The sequence below is a fragment of the Kitasatospora sp. NPDC059462 genome (genome assembly GCF_042749955.1).
Taxonomy (GTDB): Bacteria; Actinomycetota; Actinomycetes; order Streptomycetales; family Streptomycetaceae; genus Kitasatospora.
The window spans coordinates 1-23,205 of the sequence record NZ_JBHYUU010000005.1; the positions used below are offsets into that span (position 1 = coordinate 1).

The 23,205-nt window shown below is 75.2% G+C and carries 19 protein-coding genes; 11 read left to right on the forward strand and 8 right to left on the reverse strand.

Annotated elements, in window-relative coordinates:
- Positions 1 to 171 precede the first annotated feature (171 nt).
- From ACFXAM_RS02500 to ACFXAM_RS02510, 3 genes are all read left to right on the forward strand, one after another.
- Positions 172 to 777, forward strand: coding sequence for an archaeosortase/exosortase family protein (locus tag ACFXAM_RS02500; protein ID WP_380287138.1), 606 nt, complete (start codon positions 172 to 174; stop codon positions 775 to 777).
- Positions 774 to 2,183, forward strand: coding sequence for a glycosyltransferase family 2 protein (locus ACFXAM_RS02505; protein WP_380287139.1), 1,410 nt, complete (start codon positions 774 to 776; stop codon positions 2,181 to 2,183). Before ACFXAM_RS02500 ends, ACFXAM_RS02505 begins: the two co-directional genes overlap by 4 nt.
- A gap of 168 nt (positions 2,184 to 2,351) precedes the next feature.
- A complete protein-coding gene (locus tag ACFXAM_RS02510; RefSeq protein WP_380287140.1) occupies positions 2,352 to 3,110 on the forward strand; it encodes a choice-of-anchor P family protein in 759 nt (252 codons plus the stop codon).
- Between the two features lie 131 nt (positions 3,111 to 3,241).
- Here ACFXAM_RS02510 and ACFXAM_RS02515 read toward each other — a convergent pair whose 3' ends face one another.
- Positions 3,242 to 4,195 (reverse strand): LysR family transcriptional regulator, encoded by a 954-nt coding sequence (locus ACFXAM_RS02515; RefSeq protein WP_380287141.1) that lies wholly within the window; start codon positions 4,193 to 4,195, stop codon positions 3,242 to 3,244.
- A gap of 137 nt (positions 4,196 to 4,332) precedes the next feature.
- On the opposite strand from ACFXAM_RS02515, the gene ACFXAM_RS02520 reads away from it, so the two are divergent.
- Positions 4,333 to 5,493, forward strand: coding sequence for an iron-containing alcohol dehydrogenase (locus ACFXAM_RS02520; RefSeq protein ID WP_380287142.1), 1,161 nt, complete (start codon positions 4,333 to 4,335; stop codon positions 5,491 to 5,493).
- A 20-nt stretch (positions 5,494 to 5,513) separates the two neighbouring features.
- Here the strand turns inward: ACFXAM_RS02520 and ACFXAM_RS02525 are convergent, their stop codons facing one another.
- The 4 genes from ACFXAM_RS02525 to ACFXAM_RS02540 form a co-directional block, all read right to left on the reverse strand.
- Positions 5,514 to 5,945, reverse strand: coding sequence for a hypothetical protein (locus ACFXAM_RS02525; protein WP_380287143.1), 432 nt, complete (start codon positions 5,943 to 5,945; stop codon positions 5,514 to 5,516).
- Positions 5,946 to 6,019: 74 nt separating this feature from the next.
- Positions 6,020 to 9,823 (reverse strand): tetratricopeptide repeat protein, encoded by a 3,804-nt coding sequence (locus tag ACFXAM_RS02530; protein WP_380287144.1) that lies wholly within the window; start codon positions 9,821 to 9,823, stop codon positions 6,020 to 6,022.
- Positions 9,824 to 10,037: 214 nt separating this feature from the next.
- Complete coding sequence (locus tag ACFXAM_RS02535; protein WP_380287145.1) at positions 10,038 to 12,845, reverse strand: ATP-binding protein; 2,808 nt, start codon at positions 12,843 to 12,845, stop codon at positions 10,038 to 10,040.
- 585 nt (positions 12,846 to 13,430) lie between these two features.
- A complete protein-coding gene (locus tag ACFXAM_RS02540; protein ID WP_380287146.1) occupies positions 13,431 to 14,243 on the reverse strand; it encodes a hypothetical protein in 813 nt (270 codons plus the stop codon).
- A 252-nt stretch (positions 14,244 to 14,495) separates the two neighbouring features.
- Between ACFXAM_RS02540 and ACFXAM_RS02545 the strand changes: the two genes are divergently transcribed.
- The 7 genes from ACFXAM_RS02545 (at position 14,496) to ACFXAM_RS02575 (ending at position 21,352) form a co-directional block, all read left to right on the forward strand.
- Positions 14,496 to 15,008, forward strand: a complete 513-nt coding sequence (locus ACFXAM_RS02545; RefSeq protein ID WP_380287147.1) for a SigE family RNA polymerase sigma factor — start codon at positions 14,496 to 14,498, stop codon at positions 15,006 to 15,008.
- Positions 15,001 to 15,912, forward strand: a complete 912-nt coding sequence (locus tag ACFXAM_RS02550) for a hypothetical protein (RefSeq protein WP_380287148.1) — start codon at positions 15,001 to 15,003, stop codon at positions 15,910 to 15,912. The genes ACFXAM_RS02545 and ACFXAM_RS02550 overlap by 8 nt, the downstream gene beginning before the upstream one ends.
- A gap of 464 nt (positions 15,913 to 16,376) precedes the next feature.
- Complete coding sequence (locus ACFXAM_RS02555) at positions 16,377 to 17,435, forward strand: D-alanyl-D-alanine carboxypeptidase family protein (RefSeq protein ID WP_380287149.1); 1,059 nt, start codon at positions 16,377 to 16,379, stop codon at positions 17,433 to 17,435.
- Between the two features lie 173 nt (positions 17,436 to 17,608).
- Positions 17,609 to 18,505 carry an endonuclease/exonuclease/phosphatase family protein gene (locus tag ACFXAM_RS02560; protein ID WP_380287218.1) on the forward strand — a complete coding sequence of 299 codons (897 nt, stop codon included), beginning with the start codon at positions 17,609 to 17,611 and terminating at the stop codon, positions 18,503 to 18,505.
- 160 nt (positions 18,506 to 18,665) lie between these two features.
- The gene (locus tag ACFXAM_RS02565; RefSeq protein WP_380287150.1) at positions 18,666 to 19,451 is read left to right on the forward strand and encodes a response regulator transcription factor; all 786 of its coding nucleotides are present in this window, start codon (positions 18,666 to 18,668) and stop codon (positions 19,449 to 19,451) included.
- Positions 19,452 to 19,455: 4 nt separating this feature from the next.
- On the forward strand, positions 19,456 to 20,721 hold the full coding sequence (locus ACFXAM_RS02570; RefSeq protein ID WP_380287151.1) for a sensor histidine kinase: 1,266 nt from the start codon (positions 19,456 to 19,458) through the stop codon (positions 20,719 to 20,721).
- 328 nt (positions 20,722 to 21,049) lie between these two features.
- Positions 21,050 to 21,352, forward strand: a complete 303-nt coding sequence (locus ACFXAM_RS02575) for a hypothetical protein (RefSeq protein ID WP_380287152.1) — start codon at positions 21,050 to 21,052, stop codon at positions 21,350 to 21,352.
- Positions 21,353 to 21,411: 59 nt separating this feature from the next.
- Here ACFXAM_RS02575 and ACFXAM_RS02580 read toward each other — a convergent pair whose 3' ends face one another.
- The 3 genes from ACFXAM_RS02580 to ACFXAM_RS02590 all read right to left on the reverse strand — a co-directional run bounded on the left by ACFXAM_RS02580 (position 21,412) and on the right by ACFXAM_RS02590 (position 23,077).
- Entirely contained in the window at positions 21,412 to 22,320 is a 909-nt protein-coding gene (locus tag ACFXAM_RS02580; RefSeq protein ID WP_380287153.1) for a phosphorothioated DNA-binding restriction endonuclease, read from the reverse strand.
- A 62-nt stretch (positions 22,321 to 22,382) separates the two neighbouring features.
- Positions 22,383 to 22,907, reverse strand: a complete 525-nt coding sequence (locus ACFXAM_RS02585) for a hypothetical protein (RefSeq protein WP_380287154.1) — start codon at positions 22,905 to 22,907, stop codon at positions 22,383 to 22,385.
- Entirely contained in the window at positions 22,892 to 23,077 is a 186-nt protein-coding gene (locus ACFXAM_RS02590; RefSeq protein ID WP_380287155.1) for a hypothetical protein, read from the reverse strand. The genes ACFXAM_RS02585 and ACFXAM_RS02590 overlap by 16 nt, the downstream gene beginning before the upstream one ends.
- Between the last annotated feature and the right edge of the window lie 128 nt (positions 23,078 to 23,205).

Consider the following 23,205-nt stretch of genomic DNA (forward strand, 5'->3'; position numbering starts at 1 on the left):
GTGGTCACGGGCGCCGCCCTGATCCGCCGCGCCCAGCTGGCCGCGGACGTCCGGTCGCAGGACCGTCAGGGGCGCGACCGAGGGTGAACCGATCCATGAGCCGGGGCCGCCGCAGGGGAACGCTCCCGCGCGGCGGCCCCGCTTCCTGCCCTTCGTCCCGGGAGTGCCCCTGTGTTCACTGACACCTCTTCGCTGTCCGGGCCGTCGTCGTGGCGGGCCCGCCGGCACCCGACCGCGGCGGCCCGCACCACGGTGCTCGGCCGGGTCTTCGGGCCCGTGCTGCTCGGCACCTGCGGCATGCTCGTCGCCGGCGAGCACTACTACCGCCACCGGGAGATCACCTCGGCGGCGTGGCTGGTCGAGCACCTGCTGGGCCTGCGCACGATGCTCCTGGCCGGGCCGAGCGCCCCGGTCCTCTACGCGGGCACGGACGCCGGCTTCCACCGCGGGATCGCGCTGACCGCCGGGTGCAGCAGCGCCCTGCTGATCGCCCCGTTCGCGCTGCTGACCGGCTTGCTGCTGCTCTTCAGCACCCGCCGGCCCGCGCGGATGCTGCTGGCGTTCGCCGTGGCCGCCGCCATGCTGGTGGCCACCAACCTCGGCCGTCTCACGCTCATCGTCGCGATGCAGCACCACCTCGGCGAGGAGGGCTTCGGCTGGGCGCACGTCCTGCTCGGATCGGTCCTGATGATGGCCGCCGCCCTCGCCGCGTTCCTGCTCTACCTGCGCATCGTCGCCCGCAGGCCCGCCCATGACGGCGAGGAGCCCGAGCAGTGACCCTCCTCGACACCTCGATCTCGCTCTCCTTCGTCCTGGGCGTCAGCTTCCTGGCCTACGTCGCCGTCATCGTGCGCAACTACCTGCGCTCCCGTTCGCGGCCGCCCGGCGACCCGGAGGCCTTCGACTGGCACTTCTTCATTCCCTGCCGGGACGAGGAGGCCGTCATCGGCACCACCCTCGACTACCTCGGCGAGTACTTCCCCGAGGCCACCGTGTGGGTGGTCGACGACCACTCCACCGACGGCACCGCCGATCTGGTCCGGGCCAGGGAACGGGCCGGCCGGCCCGTCCACCTCGTCTCCCGGCGCCTGCCCGAGGCCCGGACCGGCAAGGGCGACGCCCTCAACGCCGCGTACCGGGCGCTGAACGCCGGCCTGTGGCTCGACACCGATCCCGACCGGGTGATCGTCTGCGTGCTGGACGCCGACGGCCGCCCCTCCCCGAACACCTTCGCGGTGTGCGCCGGCGACGCCTACTTCGGCGACCCGCGGATCGGCGGCGTCCAGGTCGAGGTCCGGATGTCCAACCGGGACGTCGCCAGGCCGCTGCCCGGGCGCGGGAGGCTCAGGAACCGCTGCGCCCGGCTGCTGGCCCGCCTCCAGGACCTGGAGTTCCGCGGACCGATCTCGGCCATGCAGATCACCCGGCGGCACACCGGCACCGTCAACGTCGGCGGCAACGGCCAGCTGACCCGGTTGTCGGCCCTGGACTCGGTCGGCCTCGACGACCAACGGCCGTGGGGGAAGGCCCTGCTGGAGGACTTCGAACTCGGCCTGCGGCTGATGCTGGCCGGCTGGCGCAACGGCTACACCACCGACGCCTGGGTCGACCAGGAGGCCCTGTGGAGCGTGCGGCAACTGCTCACCCAGCGGGTGCGCTGGGCCCAGGGCTCCATGCAGTGCGCCCGCTACATGCGCCCGATCTGGGGCTCGCGCGAGTTCACCACCCTCGGCTTCCTGGAGGTCCTGTACTTCATGGCGCAGCCCTGGCTCCAGCTGGTCGGCCTGGTCGCCTACCTGGTGCCGATCCTGGCCTTCTCCTACAACGCCGTCACCTACCCCCGCTTCACCCTCGACTTCCTCCAGCACGGCGGCGCCCCGCTGCTGCTGATCTACCTGCTGATCGGGGTGGGCGAGTTCGCCATCTGGGGGCCGCTGTACCGGCGGCGCTGCGAACCGGGCCTCAGTCTCCGCGCCGCCCTCGGCTACGGCCTGGCCCTGGCCCTCTACGCGGCCGCCACCTACGTCGTCGCGGTCCGCGCGTTCTGGCGCATCCTGTGCCGCCGGGACTCCTGGCACAAGACCGCCCGTACCGCGCAGCCCGCGCCCTTCGACCCGATCGACCCGATCGATCCCATCGACCGCTTCGACCAGTCCGCCACCGTCGGCGGGTTCTCCTCCTGACAGCCCCGCGCGAGCACCCCGGCGATGGGCCGCACGAGGGGTATTCCGCAACACCTCCCCGCGGCGCGTAGGAAAATCACACAACCAGGTCATCGCATGCGCACGCTGGTAGTGCCTTCTGCCAGCCCCCCCCTTCACCGCATGAAAGGCCCCCCCGTGAGAACACGCATGCGCGCCCGCGTCCTGGCCGGCACCGCACTCGCCGCAGGCCTCCTGACCTCGGTGGCCGGCCCGGCCTACGCCGCGCTCACCTCCCCCGAGGCCAACGCCTACGTCGTCTCCGCCGACGCCTTCGGCAGTCTGGCCGCCGTCCCCCCGACCCCCACCTCCACCTATCCGCCCGGCGGCACCTCCACCCTGATCGGCCTGACCGCCGGGCCCTTCGCCACCGACTCCACGCTGACGGCCACCACCGCGGGCGACCCGACCACGGGCACCTCCTCCGCCAGCGCCACCGTCGACAGCCTCGGCATCGACTTCGGCGCGCTCGGCAGCGCGACCCTGACCGGCGTCAACTCCACCTGCAACGCCACCCCCAGCGGCGCCACCGGGAACGGCACGATCGCCGCCGGCACCGTCACCCTGCCGTTCCCGCTCCCCCCGGTCACCCTGCAGGCCAACGCCCCCCAGAACACCACCGTCAGCATCCCCGGCATCGGCCAGGTGGTCCTCAACGAGCAGAGCACCGACGCCGACGGCGTGCTGACCGTCAACGCCGTCCACTTCACCCTCCTCCCGGCCCTCAACGGCGCCAACCTGATCATCGGTCACGCCGAGTGCGGAGGCGCGTCGCCCGCCGCCCCCGTTCCCATGATCAACGCGCAGGTCGCCTCCGCCACCGGGGCCACCGCCCTGGCCGCCGGCCTCGGCTTCGTCTACCTGCGCCGTCGCTCCGGCGGCAACGCGGCCACCCCGGCAGCCGGCTGACCGGCTCCCGGTCCCCCAGCGGGCCCGAGGGCGCCCGACCCGTTCGCGGGTCGGGGCGCCCCCGGGCCCGACCCGTTCCGCCGGCCGCCGGGCCGCCGGCTGCCGCCGCGGGTCGCGGGCGCGGGCGCGGGTCAGACCTGGTGCCCCGGAGCGTCGCGGCGGGCCGGACCGGGAAGCAGTTCGGCGGTGCGGTCGGCGACCTCCCGGTGCAGCGCGTCACGCACGGCCCGGACGGCGGGGCGGCTCACCGCCTCCCGGCGCACGGCGAGCGTGATCGGCAGCCGGATGTCGACCTCGTCGGCCAGCAGCCGCCGCAGCCCCGCCCGGTCGGCGAGGAAGGCGGGCAGCACCCCGACCCCGGCCCCCAGCCGGGTCGCCTCCACCTGGGCGAACACATTGGTGGAGGAGAACGCGGGCGTGGTGCCCGGCAGATGGCGCTCGATGTCGAGGTCGCCCACCTGGAGCATCGACTCGATGTAGAAGACCAGCGGGTGCTCCCGCAGCTCGGCGACCGTGCCGGGCGCACCGCACCGCGCGAGGTACTCCTCCCCGGCGTACAGCCCCAGGGCGTAGTCGGTGAGGTGTTCGGTGACCAGCCGGCTCCGCGGCGGTCTGCCGATCGTCACGGCGAGGTCGAAGCCGGCCGGGCGCAGCGGCAACTGCCGCGTCGCGGTGATGAGTTCCGTCTGCAGCCGGGGGTGGGCCCGGCGCACCCGGGCCAGCGCCGGGGTGGCGAAGACGGTGCCGAAGCCGTCCGGCGCGCTGACCCGGACGGTGCCGTGCAGTGACGGCGCGTCCCGGCCGGACACCGCGTCGACGGCGCGGACGAGGGCGTCCTCGATCGCGCGGGCGCTCTCGCAGACGGCCTTCCCGGCGTCCGTCAGCGCCCAGCCCTCCGTGCCGCGTTCCATCAGCCGCACACCGAGGCCCTTCTCCAGCGCGGCGATGCGGCGCGAGACGGTGGTGTGGTCCACGCCGAGCGCGTCGGCGGCGGTCACCAGCCGGCCGGTCCGGGCGACCGCGAGCAGGTAGCGGAGGTCGTCCGCGCGGAGCCGGTCGCCGACCGGGCGGGAACGGGAGGGCACCGGGTCAGCGTATCTGCATGGGCGCACAGGCCGTCTGCACGATTGGCGATTGAACGCACACCCGCGCGGGCGGCACAGTCGAACCTTCCCGGCCGGGGCGACCCGGCCACCGCTCTCCCACCACCGAGGGGTGCTCCATGGTTGCCGGCCTCTCCCTGCCGCGGATCATGCGCGTCGGCCGCGGCGCCGCCGCCGAACTGGGCGACGTCCTGCAGGAACTGGGGCTGAGCCGCCCCCTGCTCGTGACGGACGCCTTCCTGGTCGGCAGCGGCGCGGCGCAGCGCCTGACGGCGACGCTGCTCGGCGCCGGGCTGCACCCGCGGCTGTTCGCCGACACCGTGCCCGACCCGACCACCGACTCGCTCGCCCCGGGCCTGAAGGTGCTGTACGAGCACGAGGCGGACTCGGTGATCGGGTTCGGCGGCGGCAGCCCGATGGACACCGCCAAGGCCCTCGCCCTGCTGGGCGTGCAGGGCGGGCAGATGCGCGACTACAAGGCGCCGCGGGTCAACCACGGGCCGGCGCTGCCGGTGATCGCCGTGCCCACCACCGCGGGCAGCGGCTCGGAGGCGACCCGGTTCACCGTCATCACCGACAGCGCCACGGACGAGAAGATGCTCTGCCCCGGCCCGGCGTTCCTGCCGCTCGCCGCCGTGATCGACGTGGAACTGACCATGTCGATGCCGCCCCGGCTGACCGCCGACACCGGCATCGACGCCCTCACCCACGCCGTCGAGGCCTATGTGAGCCGCAGGGCCAACCCCTTCTCCGACGGCCTCGCCCTCACCGCGATCACCACCATCGGCCGCCATCTGCGCCGCGCCTACGCGGACGGCTCGGACATCGGGGCCCGCGAGGCGATGATGCTGGCCGCGACCCAGGCCGGCATCGCCTTCTCCAACTCCAGCGTCGCCCTGGTGCACGGCATGAGCCGCCCGATCGGCGCCCACTTCCACGTCGCCCACGGCCTGTCGAACGCGATGCTGTTCCCCGCCGTGACGGCCTTCTCCGTGCACGCCGCGCCCGCCCGGTACGCCGACTGCGCCCGCGCGCTGGGCGTCGCGACCGACGCCGACCCCGACGCCGCGGCCGCCGACGAGCTCGTCGGCGCCCTGCGCGCCCTCTGCCGCGACCTCGACGTCCCCACCCCCCGCACCTACGGCATCTCCCAGGACGCCTGGACCCGCCTCATCCCCCTGATGGCCGACCAGGCCCTCGCCTCCGGCTCCCCCGCCAACAACCCCGCCGTCCCCACCGCCGCCCAGATCCAGGACCTCTACACCCGGATCTACGCCTGACCCCGCCCGGCCGCCCTCCCTCACGCACCCGGGTCGGCGGCCCCGGCGTCGGGCGTCCCGCCGGTGGCCGCGTCGCCGGTGGCCGCGTCGCCGGTGGCCGCCGCGTCGAGCGTCTCCGCCACGACGATCCCGATGACGCGCTGCCGCTCCTCCGGCGTGAGCGAGGCCAGCGCCGCCTCCGTCCCCTCCAGTTGGATCCGGACGATCCGGGTGACCACCTCCGGGCTCGGCTCGGGGGTCTGCTTGCGGAGGTCCTTGACGACCGCCCAGGCCAGGGTGGCCGCGGCGACGACGAGCGAGCCGAGGGCGACCGGATCGAGGTAGCGGCCGGGACGGGCGGCCGTCCCGCGGGCGTGCAGGGCGGCCTCCACGTCGGCGGTGAGCGAGGGCGTGCGGGCGGTGGTGAGGCGCTGTGCGGCGGCGCGGGCGCCCGCCTCGATCGGGTCGGTCATGGGTGGTCTCCTCGCGTTTCGGTGATCCGGCTCCGGTGATCACGCTTCAGTGGTCCGGTGGTGGCGGGCTGGGTTCAGTTCCGCACGAAGTCGCGCACGGCACTCGGCAGCCGCTGCCCGGTGACCGACCGCCAGGCCGTCTCCAGGGCCTGAATGCCGTGGTCGCGCGTCAGTGCCCTCAGGGTGTGGGCGGTCGGCCGGGTCAGGGGGTGCGGGAACTCCTCGAAGCAGGTCACTCCGCGCACCAGCCACTCCATCGCCTCCCCGGTCTTCCCCTGGAGCTCGGCGAGTTGGCCGTACATGGTGCAGGTGCGCGCCGTCCCGGGCAGGTCGCCGATCCGCTCGCAGACGGCCAGCGCACGGCGGTACCACCCCTCGGCCTCGGTCAGCCGGCCTCCGGTGTGGGCCGTCAGCCCGAGCTGGTGGTAGGTCACCGTCAGCCCCGCGAGGTCGCCGATCTCCTCCCGGACCTCCCTGGACCGCGTGTACTGCTCCACGGCCTCCTCCAGGTCCCCCCGTTGGGTGGCGACGATGCCGAGCTGGTGGCGGCTGTCCGCCGTTCCGTGCGGATCGCCGATCGCCGTCCGGATCTCCAGCGCCTTGCGGTGCCAGGCCTCGGCCTCGTCCAGCCGGTCCCGCATCACGGCGAGCACGCCGAGCTGGTGGTGGACGCGGGCCGTGTCGGGCAACTGGCCCAGCCGCTCGGCGAGCACCAGGGCCTGCCGGCACCAGTCCTCGGCCTCCTCCAGCCGCCCGACGTCGGTCTCCATCGTGGCGTTCTGGTGGCAGATGGTCAGCAGCAGCGGAATGTCGCCGAGTTCCTCGCCGCGGACGGCCGCCCGCCGGTACCACCTGTCGGCGTCCTGGAAGCGCCCCTGCTCCTGGGCCACGATGCCGAGGTTCACGCAGCAGTGGGCCTCCGAGGAGCGGTCGCCCAGCCCCTCGCACCCCGCCAGGGCCTTGAGGAACCACGCCTCGGCCTCCGCCGTCCGGCCGCGCTGGAGGGCGATCACGCCGAGCTGGGAGAGGCCGGCCGCCACCTTGCCGGTGTCCCCCGTGCCTTCGAGGGCTTCGAGGTAGCGGCGGTACCACCGTTCGGCCTCCGTCCACTGCGCCCGGTCCACCGCGATGCGGCCCAGGCTCTGGTAGCAGTGGGCGAGGTCGCGGAGCCGGGCCGGGCCGGGCGGCAGCGCCTCGGCGGCGCGGTGGAGCGCCCGGACGATCCGCTCCGCGTCGCCCGTCCGCCCTCTGCGCAGCAGCCGGAAGGACTCCGAGGACACCAGGTAACCCCAGAGCCGGCCGGCCGGGGAGTCCAGCCGGGGCGGGGTTCCGTCGGCCCGTTCCAGGACCAGCCGGGCCCGGTCGACCCACCCGCTCGCCTCCGCGTAGAGGCCGCGCGCGTCCCAGTAGTCGTCCAACGGCTGCACGATCGCCAGCGCCTGGCCCCACAGGCCGCGTCGCAGCGCCTCGCCGAACAGGGTCCCCACGGTCCGGCGCTGGGCGTGCACGACGGCCATCGCGTACCCCGCCTCCTCGCCCGTCGACTTCGCCCGGGCGTACGAGCAGTAGGTCGCCTGGGTGTTGATCAGCGTGCGCAGCGCGGTCTCGTGCTGGGCGGCGTAGTCCGGCTCCTCCTTCCGCCACTGGGCGGTCAGGTGGGCCGGCAGGGCCGGGTGGATCTGGTACACGGCCTCGCTCGACTCGGTGAGCAGCCCGATGCCCGCCGCCCGCCGCAACAGCCGCCGCCAGTCCTCCAGGGAGCGGCCCCGGAAGCGGCCGGGAAGAGCGAGGTCCGCCGAGAAGATGTTGAGCACGTAGAGGTCGACGGCCCCGTGGAACAGGGTGATCGCCGACAGGGCGCGGCGGTCGGCGTCCGGCAGGTGGGCGAGCGAGTAGGCGATGCTCGCGGCGAGCGACGACCCCCGGGCCTCGTCCGCGTCGCCGAGCACCCGGGCCTCGCCCTCGACGAGCGCGGCCAGCACCGGCGCCGGGTCCCGCCGGTCGAGGTGCGGAAGGACGAGCCGCATGCTCAGCGGGTGGCCGTCCAGCCAGTCCATCAGCTCACCGAACGCCGGCTTGTCGCGCCGTCGCCTCGCCCCGGGGAGCGCGGCGAGGAGCTGGTCGGCGTACTCGGCGGACTCCTCGGCGTCCAGCCCCGTGACGGCGATCCGCAGCGGCTGCGGGCCCAGCCAGTCCTCCGGCGTGCGGCTGGTCAGGACCACCGCGCTGCGCCCGCCGCGTGCCACCCGTTCGAGGAACGCCCGCAACTCCGCGCGCTCCGCCTCCGCCAGGGGCGGGGTGGTGTCGCCGGGGTGCGGCATCGAGTGGACCGACTCGACGTTGTCCCAGATCAGCAGCGTTCGCCGAGTGGCCAGTTCCCGTTCGACCGCCGCCTGCCGCTCCTCGGGGCCGAGTTGGTCGAACCGTCCGGGGCCCAGCAGCTGCCGGCCGACCCGGTCGACGACGCTCGCCAACCGGAAGGACGCCACCCCGGGTTCGAAGGAGTGCCAGACCACCGCCTCCGCGCCGTCCGTACCGCCGGTGTCGCCGTACCAGCGGCCGAAGGCCTTCGCCAGCTCGGTCTTGCCCGCCCCACCGGGGCCGTGCAGGACCACCACCCCGCACGTCCTGGCGCCGACGTCCAGCCGCAGCAGCAGGCCGTCCCGGCCGACGAACTCCCCGACGGACGCCAGGTCGGGCCGCTCCGGCCACCGGGCCGGCTCCGTCCGCCCGGCGCCCAGGCCGGGCAGGGCCACCTCGCTCCTGGTGTACAGCACCGGCACGATCCAGTCGGCCAGCGGCAGCGGGCCCCTCGGCGAGGGCCGGCGGTTGTGGACGGCCAGCCGGCGACGGCCGGCGGCCACCGCCTCCGCCACCCGGTCACCGGCGAAGAGCCGCTCGTAGAAGGCGGTCATGAACTCCGCGGCGGCCGCCGCGTAGACGCTGTACGCCATCGCGATCACGGCCCCGGCGCCCTCCTGCAGCAGCCGGGTGGCCACCGCCGCCTCGACCTGCGAGGCCATCGCGGCCGACTGGCAGGCGTTCAGGACCACCAGGGGCACCTCGGCGTCGGCCAGCACCCGGGCGACCCGCTCGGCCGACACGAGGTCCGGGCCGCCACCCGCCGCCTCGAACACCAGCATGCCCCGGGGGCCCGTTCCGTCGGGGTGCTCCTCGCCGAACACCCCGTGCCCGTCGAAGTGCACGATCTGGAACGGCCGGCCCTCCGCACGCGCCCCGGCCAGCACCTCGCCGAGCCGTTCCAGCGTCGGCGGGCGCAGCACGACGAGGTCGACCTGCCCGCGCACCGCCTCCAGCCGCCGCAGCAGCGGGCGGGCGATCGTCCGGAAGCCGACGTCCTCGGTGCCGTCCGGCCGGGCGATCACCATCAGCACCCGCAGCCGCGAGCCGCCGGCGGTGAAGACCCTCCCCAGGGCCGCGCTCGGCAGGCTGCGGCTGAGGGCCACGCCGTCCAGGGCCAGCGGTGAGGGGCGGCCCGGGTCCGCCATCAGCTCCCAGGGCAGGCCGAGGAGCTCCGCGGAGTCCGAGCGGAGGACGATCTCCAGCCGGTCGCCCCGGGCCCGGGCCCTCAGATACGCGTCCCGGGCCGGCCCCGCCCCGAACAGCGCCTCGAACACCGCCGCCCCCCAGGCCGGCAGCCGCCGCTCCACCTCCGGACCCCGGTCGCGGTAGACCCCGAAGGGCGCCCTCAGGTAGTCCTCCAGGTACCAGCGCAGCTCGTCCAGGACCTCGTGGTCCAGTGGCCAGCTCAGCGGCGCCCCGGTCGACGGCGGGGCCGGGAACGCCTCCCCCGTGGGCCACTCGGTCACCGCCGCCCGGCCGTCCGCCCGCAGGTCCACCATCAGCCGCTCGGCCACAACCGCCCCCCAGCGATCCCGGACGGCCGCATTCCCGTCCGCAGTGGACGACAGGCTAGCGGCGCCGGGGCCGCCCGGGGGCGGTGCGCGCGAAGTCGTGGGTAACGATCGGGTTCGCCGCGTCCGTGTGGTACCCGGGGGTCACCGGGACGGCTCGGGCCGTGGCGCCGGGCCGGGCCCTGATGCCGGGCCGGGCCCCGTTGGCCGGGCCGGTTCAGCCCGGCGCGCCGGTCTGCAGCAGGTCTCCGGCGCGGGCGGCCAGGCCGTCGGCGCCGCAGCGGACGGCCAGCTCCAGTCCGCGTGCCAGGGCGGAGCGGGCGGCCGGGGTGACGGCGCCGAGCGCCTCGCCCAGGTCGACCAGGGCGATCGCGTGCTCGTAGCGGGCGGGCGAGCGCTCCAGGTGGCGCACGGCCTGCCCGAGCAGCTCGGCCGCGCGCGGCCGGTCGTGCACGGCCGCGCAGAGCCGCAGCGTGCTGCCGATGGCCGAGTCCGTCCCGGTCGCCCGGGCCCGGCGGACGGCCTCCTCGGCGAGGTCACGGGCCCGCTCCGGCTGGTCGGGGGCGATCGCGCGGGCCAGGTGCCCGAGCCACGGCGCCCACACCGTGTTGCGCCACCCGCGGGCGTCCAGGGCCGCGCCGGCGGCGGTCAGCGTCGCGGCCGCGCCGGGGTCGTCGCCCCGGGCCAGCAGGAGCCGGCCGTAGAGGGTGGGGGCGTCGGGCAGCACCATCACCGTCGGGTAGGGCGGGCCGAAGGCGTGCTCGCGCGCCAGCTCCAGGGCCTCGGGCAGCCGGCCGCGCGCGGCCAGGGTCTCGGCCAGCGCCCCGACCGCGTCCCAGTGCAACGGGACGCCCGGGCCGATCCGTTCGGCGATCCGCAGCGCCCGGCGCAGGTAGTCCTCCGCGTCGGCCAGGGCGCCGCAACGGAACCGGAGCATGCCGGTCAGCAGGTAGGCGAAGCCGAGGTGACCGCCGCTCCACCCGGCGACCTCGTAGGCGCGGACGGCCTCGGTGAACAGCTCCTCCGCGCGGTCGACGCGGTCGGCGTAGAGGTAGCTGATGCCGAGGATCCCGGGCAGCTCGAAGCCCCAGACGGTGTTGGTCCAGCCGAGGCTGTGCGGCAGGCGGCCGTCCGGCAGCGCGGAGTCGGCGAGGGCGATCGCCTCGTCGCGGTCGGCGCCGCGCAGCGTGAGGTCCCAGCAGCGCAGCACGGCCACCGCGTGGGCGAGGCCGCTGTGTTCGAAGAGGGCTTCGCGCGGCAGCGGCCCGCCGTCGGTGCCGGTCCGGTTCGCTGCGCCGGTGCCGGTCGGGGTGGATCCCGGGCCGTCGGCTCCGAGGTCCCGGAACGCCATGCCGACCGTGGCGAGCATCCGGTCGAACTCCGCGAGCCTGCGGGAGCGGCCCGGACCGTCCGCGTCCTCGGACTGGAACGCGGCGAACATGAAGTGGGCGACCTCCAGGCGCAGACGGCCCGGTCCGGGCAGGGTGTCGGCGGCCTCCGCCGCGCACACCGCGGCTGCCTCGCCGAGCCGGTTGCTGTGGGCGAGGGCCTGGGCGAGCCGGAAGACCGCGTCGACCCGGCGCTCCGGGCCCAGGCCGTACGGGTCCGCGAGCGCCAGGCGCAGCTGGTTGACGGTGGTCGCCGGGTCGGTGAGCAGGGCCGAGCAGCCGAGCTCGTAGAGCACTTCGGCCCGGTCCTCGTCGGCGGGCGGTTCGCTGATGGCGCGGCGCAGGCAGCGCTGGGCGGCCTCGGGCGCGCCAATGGCCAGGTGCTCGCGGGCCGCCCGGCGCAGCTTGCCGACGATCTCGCCGTCGCCCTCGGGCAGGGTCTCCAGCAGGTGCCGGGAGGCCACCAGCAGGCCGAGGCCGGCGTTCTCGGTCTCGACGGCGGCGACCCCGTGCATCCCGGTGCGGGTGGCGGGGGGCATCGACTGGTAGACCGAGGTGGCGATCAGCGGGTGGACGAACTCCAGCCGGCCGCCCGGTGCGCCGGCCAGGACCCCGTTGCGGCGCAGCTCCCGGACCGACTCGGCGGCGGTCTCCGGGCCCTGGGCGCAGATCACGGCGGCGAGGTCGGGGCGGATGTCGGTGCCCAGCATGGACGCGGCCCAGGCGAACCGCATGGCGGTCGGGCCGATCCGGTCGAGCCAGTGCCGGAGCGTCATCCCCCGGGCTTCGGCCGCGAGTTCGCGGAGCTGGCCGACACTCTCCTCGACCGGGTCGAGCCGCTGACCGGCCGCCTCGCGCAGCAGCGCGGTGGTCTCGTACGGGTTGCCGGCGGTGACCGCCCAGACGTGGCGGCAGAAGGCGTCCTCCGCCCCCGCGCCCAGGGCGGCGCGGACCAGCCGCGCAACCGAGGCCGGCTGGAGCGGGCGCAGTTCGTGGCGCCGGTCGGCCCTGCCGAGCAGGCCGCGCTGGAGCGTCAGGGCGTCGTCGGTGAACTCGTCGCGGCAGGCCAGCACCAGCAGGGCCGGCAACTCCCGTGCGGCGACCGCGAAACTCGCCAGCCAGCCGAGCGACTCCGGATCCGCCCAGTGCAGGTCGTCGACGATCACGGCCACCGGCGGGCGCACCTGCACGAGGCGGGTGAGGACGAAGTCCAGGCCGTCCCGCACTCCCTGCGGGTCGAGCTGCCCGCCCGGCGGCAGCAGCCCCACCGCCGGGCCGACGACACCCTCCCACGGCCCGAACACCTGCCCCCGTTCCTCCTCGGACAGGGCCGCCAGCACCGGCTGCAGCAGCTGGCGCACCACCCGGAACGGCTCGTGCCGCTGCCGCTCCCCACCCCGGGCGAACAGCACGGTGCACCCCGCCCGCCCGGCCTTCCGCCGCACCTCGGTCAGCACCGCGGTCTTGCCCAGCCCGGCCGCCCCGGTGTACACCAGCAGTTCCCCGACCCCCGGCCCTCCGCCCCGGGTCAGCGCCCCCACCGCCAGCCCGGCCGACCGGATCTCGGCCTCGCGCTCGTGCAGCGGAGCGTCCTCCTCCCCGTCACCACCCCGGGCCACGGCCTCCCCTTCGGCCAACGCCGCCTCCAATTCACGCTTCCCCGACCGTCGTTACCGACCCGAGGCTACTGCCGGACGGACGATTCCGACGCCGAAGGGCCGAGGAGCTGTTCGAGGATCGGATCATGTGACTGCCGTCAGGGACCTGGAGGAGCCGGCAGGGCAACGCGGTACCCGGGTCTGTTCGTCCATCGGCTCGTTGAGCAGGCCCCGGGGACGGGACCGCCGGGGCTGGTGTCGGAGGAGTCCTGGGACCGGATCGAGCCGCTGCTGCCGGATCGGCAGCAGCGGCGTCGCGGGATCGGTGGCCCGCCGCTGAGCGACAGGGGCTGTGTGCGGGGGATCCTGTTCGGGGTGTGGAGCCCCCCCGCCCCTGTCGCCACCGCGAGACCGGGGCAGACGGTCTCGCGGCTCTGGCCGCGCCCACGGCGCGTCAGTCAGCGGCGCGATCGGACCGACGATCCGATGACCGGAAGTAACCCGGAGAGCGCCCGACGGCCTCCCCGCCGATGAATCCGCTCATGGCGGAACGGCTTCGGCGAGCTGCGGCGCGCGCGACGTATGATCGACCCCCGCCCCACCGCCGGGCACCTGCAGCAGTGGCTAGCGGGGGGCCTTCTTGACGTTGGGCTGCGTCTTCTGGTTGTAGATCTCCTTGCCGGCCGCGTCGAAGGCGTGGACGTAGGGGCTCGGCGGGAAGGAGTGCCCGTTGGGGTCGGTGGAGATGGCCGCCGTGTGGACGAACGCGCCGCCTGCCATGACGGCCGGGTACTGCGTCGGGTCGTCGCCGTAGCTGACGGTGACCTTGGCGACCTCGGGCGTGTAGTGCCCCGCGCCCAGCGCGAGGTACTGCCCGGCGCCGACCTTCTCGCTGAAGCTGTCGAAGAACTCGATCAGGTGACCGGCACCCCACAGGCGGTCGTTGATGAACGTCGCGGGGGAGGACATGCTGCTGCCCTGGCCGCCCTTCGTCTCGCACTGCACGTACTGGCCGGCGGAGTCGACGGCGACGACCACGCCGTCGGTGTTCGCCGAGGCGACCGGCGTGCGGACCGCCACCACCGCCTGGTACCGGGAGGCGTCGGCGCCCAGGCAGGAGCCCAGGATCCCCGCGACGTCCCCGGCGTCGATCGGGGAGGTCGCCGTGCTGGTGACGGTGAAGGCGCCCGGCGTGGTGGGCACGCCGGTGACGACCGGCGTGGCCGGCGCGGCGGCGGCCGGGGTGGCCGGGGTGGCCGGCGCGGCGGCGGGGGTGGCCGGGGTCGCCGGCGCGGCAGCGGGCCCGCTGTGAGGCGCGGCAGCGGGGGCCGGGGCGGACGTGGGGGTGCCGGTTGCGGCGGTGGCCATTCCCCCTGCAGCCGCGATGGCCGCGGCGGTGAGAGTGGCGGCGGTGAGCATGATCGGGCGGATGCGCATGAATCCGTGTCCCTTCCTGCGAGCGTCCGGTTGACGCCGGCGCCCCTGTACGCCCCCCGGCGCCCGGCGGGTCGCGCCCCGCACACGTGATCCATGTCATAGGCCGTGAGTGCGACCTGGGGGCGGCTCTCGTGCGTACAGGGCGGGAGGCTCCACCCGGGACGCACGGCTCCACCGCCGCGGCCGAGGAAGGCCTCCCCGCGGGCCGCCCGTGCCGCGAACCGAAGGACAGTCCCGTAGGAGAGGCCCTTGATGACGCCACAGGAGTTCGACGCGTTCTACGCGGCGTCCTTCTCCCGCCTGACCGGGCAGCTCTACGCGATGACCGGCGACTGGTCCGAGGCGCAGGACGTGGTCCAGGAGGCCTTCGTCCGCGCGTGGGACCGGAGGCGCACCCTCGACCCGGACGACGCCCCCGAGGCATGGATCCGGACCACGGCCCGGCGGCTGGCCCTCTCCCGCTGGCGGCGGCTGGCCCGGGGCCTGCACCTGGCCGGACGCCACCACCGCCGGGAACCACCCACCGTCGAGCCCCCCAGCGAGGAGCACCTGATGCTGGTCACCGCGCTCCGCGACCTGCCCGAGGCACAGCGAGGTGCCCTGGTCCTGCACCACATGTGCGATCTCTCCGTCGAGCAGGTCGCCGCCGAGACCGGCGCCAGCGTCAGCGCCGTCAAGAGCCGCCTCGCCCGCGGCCGGACCGCGCTCGCGGCCGTGCTCGCCGAGCGGGCCCCGACCGGCGAGGAAGGAAAGCTCCGTGTCTGACCCCGTCCGCGACACCCTCGGCGACCGGCTGCGGCTGCTCGGCACGCAGATGTCCGCGCCCGCCCTGCCCGCTGCGGAGATCCGCCGGCGTGCCGACCGGCGCCGCCACCGCCGGCGCGCCCTCGGCGTGACGGCGGCCTGCGCCGCGACAGCCCTGTGCCTGGCCCTCCCGTCCGCGCTGCACTCACCGGAGCCGGGGCGGTCCCCCGGATCACAGCACTCCTCGGGACCAGGGCACTCGCCGGAACCGCAGCACTCGCCGGAGCCGCAACGCTCACCGGACCCGCACCAGGGAGCGGCCACCACGGACCCCTCCCCCGGGTCCGCCTCCCCGCGCCCCCCGGCCGCCTCCACCGTCACCAGCACGGCGACCTCCCCGATCGACGCCGGGACCGTCGCGCGGATCCTGGGTTCGTGCCTGGGTGCCGACGCCTCCCGGTACCAGGCGGTGGTCGCGGTCCGCACTCCGGTCGCCTCGGCGAACACCGACGGCGTGGTCGTCGCCGTCGACTCCGCCGGCCAGTACGTGCAGTGCGAGACGAAGGGCGACCGGGGCACCAGCACGTCCGTCCCCGCCACCTCCGTCAACGACCGCCTGTGGGGTGCCGGTCACCTGATCAAGTTCTTCAACACCTTCAGCACGCCGGCCGACGCCGGGCAGTACCTCTCGCTGGGCGCGGGGCACTACACGCCCGAGGTCGCCAAGGTCACCGTCAGCTACGGCGACGACCCGACCCAGTACCCGGCCGTCATGGCGGGCGGCGCGTTCGTCCACACGGCGGCCGTGTCCACCGGTTCCACCGGGAACCCCTCCCCGAGCCCCTACGTCCACGCCTTCGACGCGGCCGGCAAGGAGATCTACAACCAGAAGACGCAGCCCAACGGCAAGAACTCCCGCCCGTAGCCACCGCTTCGGGCGGGAGGGGGCCTGCCCCGCCGTTGGGGCGTCGACCGGGACGAGCCGGTCCGGACGGTGCGGATGATCCGGACGGTGCGGACGGCCCGGACGGTGCGGACGCCCTTGCGCGACCCGTCCACGGCGGGCAGGCGCGCCCTCTGTCCGGTGGACGGCCCTGCCGCGCGGCGGGCGGTCCCGGACAGCACCGGAGCGGCTCCTCCTGCACCCTCAGGAGAAGGGATCACGCGCCTGCCGCGGCTCACCCCTCGCTCGCGTGGAGGACGCTTCGGTCCTCGCGTCCGTCCCCGGGCCACCGGTACGTGGTTGATACACGATCGCGTGCCGGCCGAAGTCGGGTGACGACCGGCTCGAAGCAGCCGTCGCGGAGTCTGTGAACACCCCCCGGGTGGCCGTCCGTGCCGCCGGGGCTCCGTGTTCCCCAGCTCCGGGAGGTCCTTGCCGTGTCCGCCGTGACGAAACATGAAGACCACGATTCCGGCGCCGTGCCGGGCCGTCGCCGGGCGCCCCGCCGCAGGGTGCTGTGGCTGCTGGCCGCCGTGCTGGTCGCGGGCGCCGGTGGTGGCGTGGCGGCGACCCTGCCGGACGGGGCGGAGACCGGCGGCGCCCGGAAAGGAGGCGTCCGGGTCGAGGGGCCGCCGACGCTGCCGGCTCCTGCGCCCGTCGTCGATCTCGATCTGCCGTGGCCGGAGGAGGGGCAGTCGGCGGTCGCCGTGACGAAGGTCGGCGTCCTGGGGGTGAACGGGCCGCAGCAGCCGGTGCCGATCGCGAGCGTCACCAAGGTGATGACGGCGTACGTCGTCCTGCGGGACCACCCGCTCCGGGACGGCGAGGACGGCCCGACGATCACGGTGGACGCCCGGGCGGCGGCCGAGTCGGCGTCGACGAGCGAGTCGACGGCTCCCGTGGTCGAGGGCCAACGGCTCACCCAGCGCAAGCTGCTGGAGGTCATGCTCCTCCCGTCCGCGAACAACGTGGCCCGGCTGCTGGCCCGTTGGGACGCGGGCAGCGAAGAGGCGTTCGTGAAGCGGATGAACGCGGAGGCGGCCCGGCTGGGGATGACCGCGACGGCCTACACCGGGGCCAGCGGGATCGAGCCCACGACCGTGTCCACGGCCGCCGACCAGCTGGTGCTGGCCCGCGAGGCGATGAAGGACCCGGCGCTGCGCGCCACCGTGGCCCTGCGCAGCACCACGCTCCCCGGCCGCGCGGTGCCGTTGCACAACACCAACGCGCTGCTCGACCGTCCCGGGGTGGTGGGGCTGAAGACCGGTTCGAGTACACCGGCGGGCGGCAATCTGATGTGGGCCCTGGAGGTGCCGGAGGGCGGCGGGGCCGGGGCGGGACGTCGGCTGGTCCTCGGCGTGGTGCTGGGCCAGCGCGCCGGGACGACGCCCACCGAGGGCATGCGGGCGGCGTTGGAGAACAGCGGGCGGCTCGTCGACGCGTTGCGGCAGAAGCTGCCGCCGGTCCTGCCCGCGCTCGACGGCGGCCGCCGGGAGTGGGCGTGAACGCGGGCACGGACGCAGGCACGGGCATCGACACGGGCACGGGCACAGGCACGGACACGGACCCGGCCCCGCCGGCGCCCTCGCCCGGGGGCGGGCCGACGGCGGCCGACGGGCCGGGGCGCGACGGCGCGGGGCGGCGGGGGCGACGGGGACGGCGCAGGCCGCGCGGCCGGCTGATCGCCGCGGCCGCGTTGCTCTGCGCCGCGCCCATGGCCCTGAGCGCCCACCTGCCGAACGCCGTCGGCAACCTCGGCAGTCTCTGCCAGACGCTGCTGCCGTGGTCGGGGCTGGGCGTCGTCCTGCTGCTGTGCTGCGCGGCGGTGCGCCGGTCGGCCCTGGCCGCGGTCGCCGTGCTGGTCCCCGCCCTGGTGTGGACCGTGCTGTTCGGGCCCGCCCTCGTCGACAGGAGGTCCGGCGGCGGGGACTTCACGGTGGTGAGCCACAACGTGAACGAGGAGAACCCCGATCCGGGCAGCACGGCCCGCGCCCTGGCGGCCTCGGGCGCCGACGTCCTGGCGGTGGAGGAGCTGGCGAGCCGGGCGCAGGCCGCCTTCCGGCACGAACTGGCGGCCGCCTACCCCTACTCCGAGGTGCGGGGCGGCGTCGGGGTGTGGAGCAGGTACCCGGTCGAGGAGGTGGAGCCGGTGGAGATCATGCCCTGGACCAGGGCGGTGCGCGCCACCGTGCGGACGCCGAAGGGGCCGGTCGCGCTCTACGCGGTGCACCTCGCCTCCGTCCGGGTGCACCTGGCCGGCGGCTTCGCCACCGCCCGCCGCAACGAGGCGGCGGCCCGGCTGGCCGAGGCCCTCCGGGCGGAGCGGCTCACCCGGATCGTGGTCCTGGGGGACTTCAACGGTTCGGTTGACGACTCCGCGCTGCGCGGGCTCACGGGGCCGCTGCGGTCGGCGCAGCGGGAGGCCGGTGACGGCCTGGGCTTCACCTGGCCCGCGGCGTTCCCGGTGGTCCGGATCGACCAGATCCTGGTGGCCGGCGTCACGCCGCGTGCGGCATGGACTCTGCCCGCCACCGGCAGCGACCACCTGCCGGTCGCGGCGTCCCTGCGGCTCTGACCGGTCCGCGGGGGCGGGCCCCGGTGCCACCCCCGGCCGCCCCGCCGCCCCGCCGCCCCGCCGCCCGGCCGCCCCGCCGCCCGGCCGCCCGTACGGCTACGATCGAACACCCGCGGGCCCGGAGGAGTGCGGCTCCCCGGGCGAACACATCGGAGAACCCTTGTCCGCCATTCGTGTGCCCGACCCGGTCGGCGTGCTGCTCGTCGAGGACGACGCGGTCATCCGCCGCTCGGTGCAACTGGCCCTGGAACGCTACGGCTACGAGGTCGACGTCACCGGGGACGGCCTCGACGGCCTGGAGGCGTTCCGGGCCGGGGCGCACGACGTGCTGATCCTGGACGTGATGCTCCCGAGCCTCGACGGCATCGGCCTGTGCCGGCGCGTCCGCGAGGAGAGCCTGACCCCGATCCTGATGATGTCCGCCCGGGGCGACGCCCTCGACGTCGTGGCCGGGCTGGAGGCCGGCGCCGACGACTACGTGGTCAAGCCGGTGGACATCCCCATCCTCGTCGCCCGGATCCGCTCCCTGCTGCGCCGCGCGACCGTCCACCGCGCTCCCGCCCCGGAGCCCGCGCACGACGAACGGGCCGCGCAGGCACCGTCCGCGCCCGCCGGACCGGCGCGGCCGCCGGAGCCCCCGGCGGCCCCCTCCTCCCCCGACCTCCTCGTCTTCGGCGACCTGACCGTCGACCTGCGCGGCCTGGAGGTGCGCCTGGACGGGCGGCCGGTCCCGCTGACGCCCACCGAGCTGCGGCTGTTGCTGGCCTTCGCCGAGAACCCCGGCGCGGTCCTGGACCGCCGCCGTCTGCTGCGCGACGTCTGGGACTACGGCTGGGAGGGCGACACCCGGGTCGTCGACCTGTGCGTGGTGCGGCTGCGCAAGAAGATCGGGGCGGACCGGATCGAGACCGTCCGGGGCTTCGGCTACAAGCTCGTCCGGGGCTGAGCCGGTGGCCACCCGGCTGTTCGACCCGCGTTCCCTGCGCTGGAAGGTCGCGGCCCTGGTCGCGCTGGCCTGCTGCGCGGTCGCCGCCGTGATCGGAGTGCTCGTCCACCGGGCGACGGACCAGCGCGGCGAGCGGACCGGGCGCGAGCTGGCGGCCGCGCAGGTCGCCGCGGCGGAGAAGGAGTTCTCGCTCACGGGCGACCGTCCGGACTTCGCGGACCTGCAGACCGTGGCCGAGCTGCCGGCACCGTTGGCGCGGGCCGTCGCCGACCTGCGGACGCCGGGCGCGTACGCGCTCTGGTACGACGTCAAGGAGCCGAACTGGTACTGGCTCTGGGCGGCGGCCCCGGTCGGCGGTGACCGGGTGATCGTGGTGCGGACCGACATGAGCGCCGAGGTGCGCAGTCTCCAGCTGCTGGACCGCAGCATGGTCAAGGCGGCGCTCGCCGCGCTCCTGGTCGTCGTGCCCGCCGCCGCTCTCGGGGCGGAGCGGATGAACCGGCGTCTGCGCCACGGTTCCCGTACCGCCCGGCGGATCGCGGACGGGGACCTCGACGCCCGGATCGGCAGCCGGGGCCGGGCCCGCGACGAGATCACCGAGATGTCGGTGGCGGTGGACGCGATGGCGGCCGCGCTGCAGGCGCGGCTGGCCGCGGAGAAACGCTTCACCGCCGACGTCGCCCACGAGCTGCGCACCCCGCTGATGGGCCTGGTCACGGCGGCGGGACTGCTCCCGGAGGACGACGAGGCCGCGGGCCTGGTCCGCACGCAGGTGCTCGCGCTGCGGGTCCTGGTCGAGGACCTCCTGGAGGTCTCGCGCCTGGACGCCGGTGCCGAGCGGGCACGGATCGACGAGGTCCCCCTCGGCGACCTCGTCACCCACGCCGCCGGGCAGGCCGGCGGCGACACCCGGCTGCGGCTGGAGGCCCCCGCCGTCGTCCCGACCGACCCGCGCCGGGTGGAGCGCATCGTCACCAACCTCGTGGCCAACGCCCACCGGCACGGCGCGCCGCCCGTCGAGGTCACCGTCACCGGCGCCCGGATCACCGTGCGCGACCACGGCCCCGGTTTCCCGGACGACCTCCTCGCCGACGGGCCGCAGCGCTTCCGCACCGGCGCCACCGAACGCGGCCGGGGCCACGGCCTGGGCCTCACCATCGCCGCCGGCCACGCCGCGGTCCTCGGCGCCACCCTGACCTTCGCCAACGCCCCCGACGGCGGCGCCCTCACCACCCTCGACCTCCCGGACCCGCCGGCCCGGGAGCGATGAACGAATTGACGGAAGCCGGAGATCCGGAATCACCGGCCCACCCGCCCGGGCCTCGGTGCTGATGCGGTTTCCGGAGAACCGGAAATCCCATGGCGTTCATCGGCGACCGACGACCGCCGGCCATTCCGTGCCGTCCGCGCGATCACCATCTCCGGGCCGTTCACGCCGTCACCCTTAGCCCGCCGCGTCACCCTTGACAAGTCGCACAAGAACAGTTCGCCCATATCGGCGACTTGCGCTCTAAACGCGGATCAATCCGGGCAACTCCCCTGCAGGCGGCGCTCCTCAAGTCCCGGACGGGGCGACGTCCCCACGAAAGGCGGAGACCATGAGCATGATCCAGACGGGCAGGTTGCAGCTGAACTCCACCAGCCGCTCGGCGGTCACCGGCGGAGACACCTCCACCTTCACCCAGGTCACCTTCCCCACGCCCTTTCCCAACGGCACGGAGGTGATCGTGGTCCCCTTCGTCCAGACCTTCAACGGCCCGGACACCCCGGGGCTGCGCATCGCCGACGTGACCACCACCGGCTTCAAGATCCGCATCAACGAACTCGTCGGCCGCGGCACCGTTCTGTCCGACGGCCCCCACACCACCGAGACCGTCGGCTGGATCGCCGGCACCGTGTAGCCCGCGCAGCCTGCCCCGGCCTGCCCGCAGTCACCGGCACAGCGCCACCGGGCCGTCGGTCACGGCTGTCGGGGCGCACCCCGGAAGACCTGTTCGGCATGCCACTCCCGGTGCCGACCGGCGACCGGTGCGATCCCTGCCTGGGGGCCGATGACCGGGCGTCCGGCCAGGGCGAGCACATGACTGCGGCTGGCCTCGCTGCGTCCGACGAAGCGCTGCGAGACGAGTATGCGATGCCCGGCCCCCAGGCCGAGGACGCCCTTGTCGAACAGCTTGTGGTGCAGGGAGCAGAGGCACAGGCCGTTGTCGACCTCGTCCGGCCCTTCGTGGGACCACCAGCGCACATGCGCCGCTTCGAGGCCGACCGTGCTCGCGCCCAGCATCCCGTCGTAGCCACAGAAGGCGCACTGGAACTCATAGGCGGTCAGCACGAGTTCGCGCATCCTCCGGTCCCGTTGCCGTCGCGCCGCCCGCTCCTTCCCGCCCTGGGCGCCGGTCAGGCCATCGGTCTCGGCCAGGTCCAGGTCGAGACCGACCGACTCGCACAGGTCGGTGTGCAGCGACGGCGGGAAGTGGAAGTCCAGCAGCACCCGCACCAGCCGGCCCAGCAGCGCCGGCTCCTTCCGCAGGGCCACCCGCAACTCGGGCGCGAGCCTGCCGCTCGCGCCGCTGTCCCGGAGGACCCGTACCCCGCTGCCGGGGCTACCGGGCCCCTGGTCCGTCCTGACCTCCCACACGCCGTCACTGACCAGATGATGGAACGGGTACGCCGGGGTGGTCGGATGGGACGGCCCGTACTCCTCCAGCAGCCGCTTCAGCTCGCCCTCGACCACGCTGTAGCGCAGTTCGGCGTCGGCATCGCGCTGGAAGCTGCCCAGCGCGTACAGCAGCAACAACGGCTTGTGCGGCGCCCGCACGTCCTTGCTCGTCCACCGTCTCAGCTTCGCCACCCGCTCCAGCCAGTCCATGACCACCCAGGGTAGGCCGGGCGTGGCGCCGGTCCCGTCCGCGGGTACGTCCCCGGCCCGCGTCAGGGAGAGCCGGCCCCGGACACGGAGGCGGCCTCCGGGGCCAGGGGCTCCGGGGCCAGGGCGTCCGGCGGCGGGAACGGGGTGCGGAGGTCGAGCGCGTCGAGGAGGGTCCGGCCGATGGCGGTGGTCTGGGACAGCAGACCCCGGGCGATCGGGCGGCGGCTGTCGAAGGACGGGTCGCGGGCCAGCGCGGCGGGCGAGGTGGCGGGCGAGAGCCGGAAGTGCCGCCAGTTGACGGCCTGTCCACGGTACGTCACCTCGAACAGGTCCGGCTTGCGCCAGGCCACGAAGGACCAGCGGCTGTCCTCGTGACAGGCCCAGGCGCCGACCGGGCCGTCCAGGCCGGTGCAGCCGAGGGCGTCCAGGGCGGCCCGGCTGGGGTTGGACCAACGGCCGTGGACCGAGATCAGGTTGGCGGCATGCCGGCGCGCGACGGTGCCGCGCCGGGTGCCGAGCTTCCGGACGGCCTTGGCCGCCGCGTCCTCCTGGAGCTGGTCCCGCACACCCGCTACTGCGCGCTGCACGGATGCCCGCTCACCGTGGTCACGCCGGGGACGAGGTGGGCGACCTGCCGCAGCACGTACCGCTCCACCGCCAGGGGGTACTTCCCGTCGATGAGCCTCAGCCCGCTCTCCGACCACGCCGCGCCGACCCTGTGCGCCGACTCCTGCACCGCCACCTCCCCGACAACCACGCGGCGACCTCCGCCACGCCCCGCCGCGGTGATCCTACGTCCGGGCCGAGGGCCGCGTACGGCCAGGCCGGGAGTGCGCGGGCTCCACGGGCCGACGGTGGCCGCCCGGGCCCCGGCGGGGTCGGCAC

Excerpts from the sequence above, each read along its gene's own strand:
- ACFXAM_RS02510 (WP_380287140.1), top strand. The coding sequence starts at position 2,352 with ATGCGCGCCCGCGTCCTGGCCGGCACCGCACTCGCCGCAGGCCTCCTG.
- ACFXAM_RS02520 (WP_380287142.1), top strand. The coding sequence starts at position 4,333 with ATGGTTGCCGGCCTCTCCCTGCCGCGGATCATGCGCGTCGGCCGCGGC.
- ACFXAM_RS02525 (WP_380287143.1), bottom strand. The coding sequence starts at position 5,945 with ATGACCGACCCGATCGAGGCGGGCGCCCGCGCCGCCGCACAGCGCCTC.
- ACFXAM_RS02540 (WP_380287146.1), bottom strand. The coding sequence starts at position 14,243 with ATGCGCATCCGCCCGATCATGCTCACCGCCGCCACTCTCACCGCCGCG.
- ACFXAM_RS02545 (WP_380287147.1), top strand. The coding sequence starts at position 14,496 with ATGACGCCACAGGAGTTCGACGCGTTCTACGCGGCGTCCTTCTCCCGC.
- ACFXAM_RS02575 (WP_380287152.1), top strand. The coding sequence starts at position 21,050 with ATGAGCATGATCCAGACGGGCAGGTTGCAGCTGAACTCCACCAGCCGC.
- ACFXAM_RS02580 (WP_380287153.1), bottom strand. The coding sequence starts at position 22,320 with ATGGACTGGCTGGAGCGGGTGGCGAAGCTGAGACGGTGGACGAGCAAG.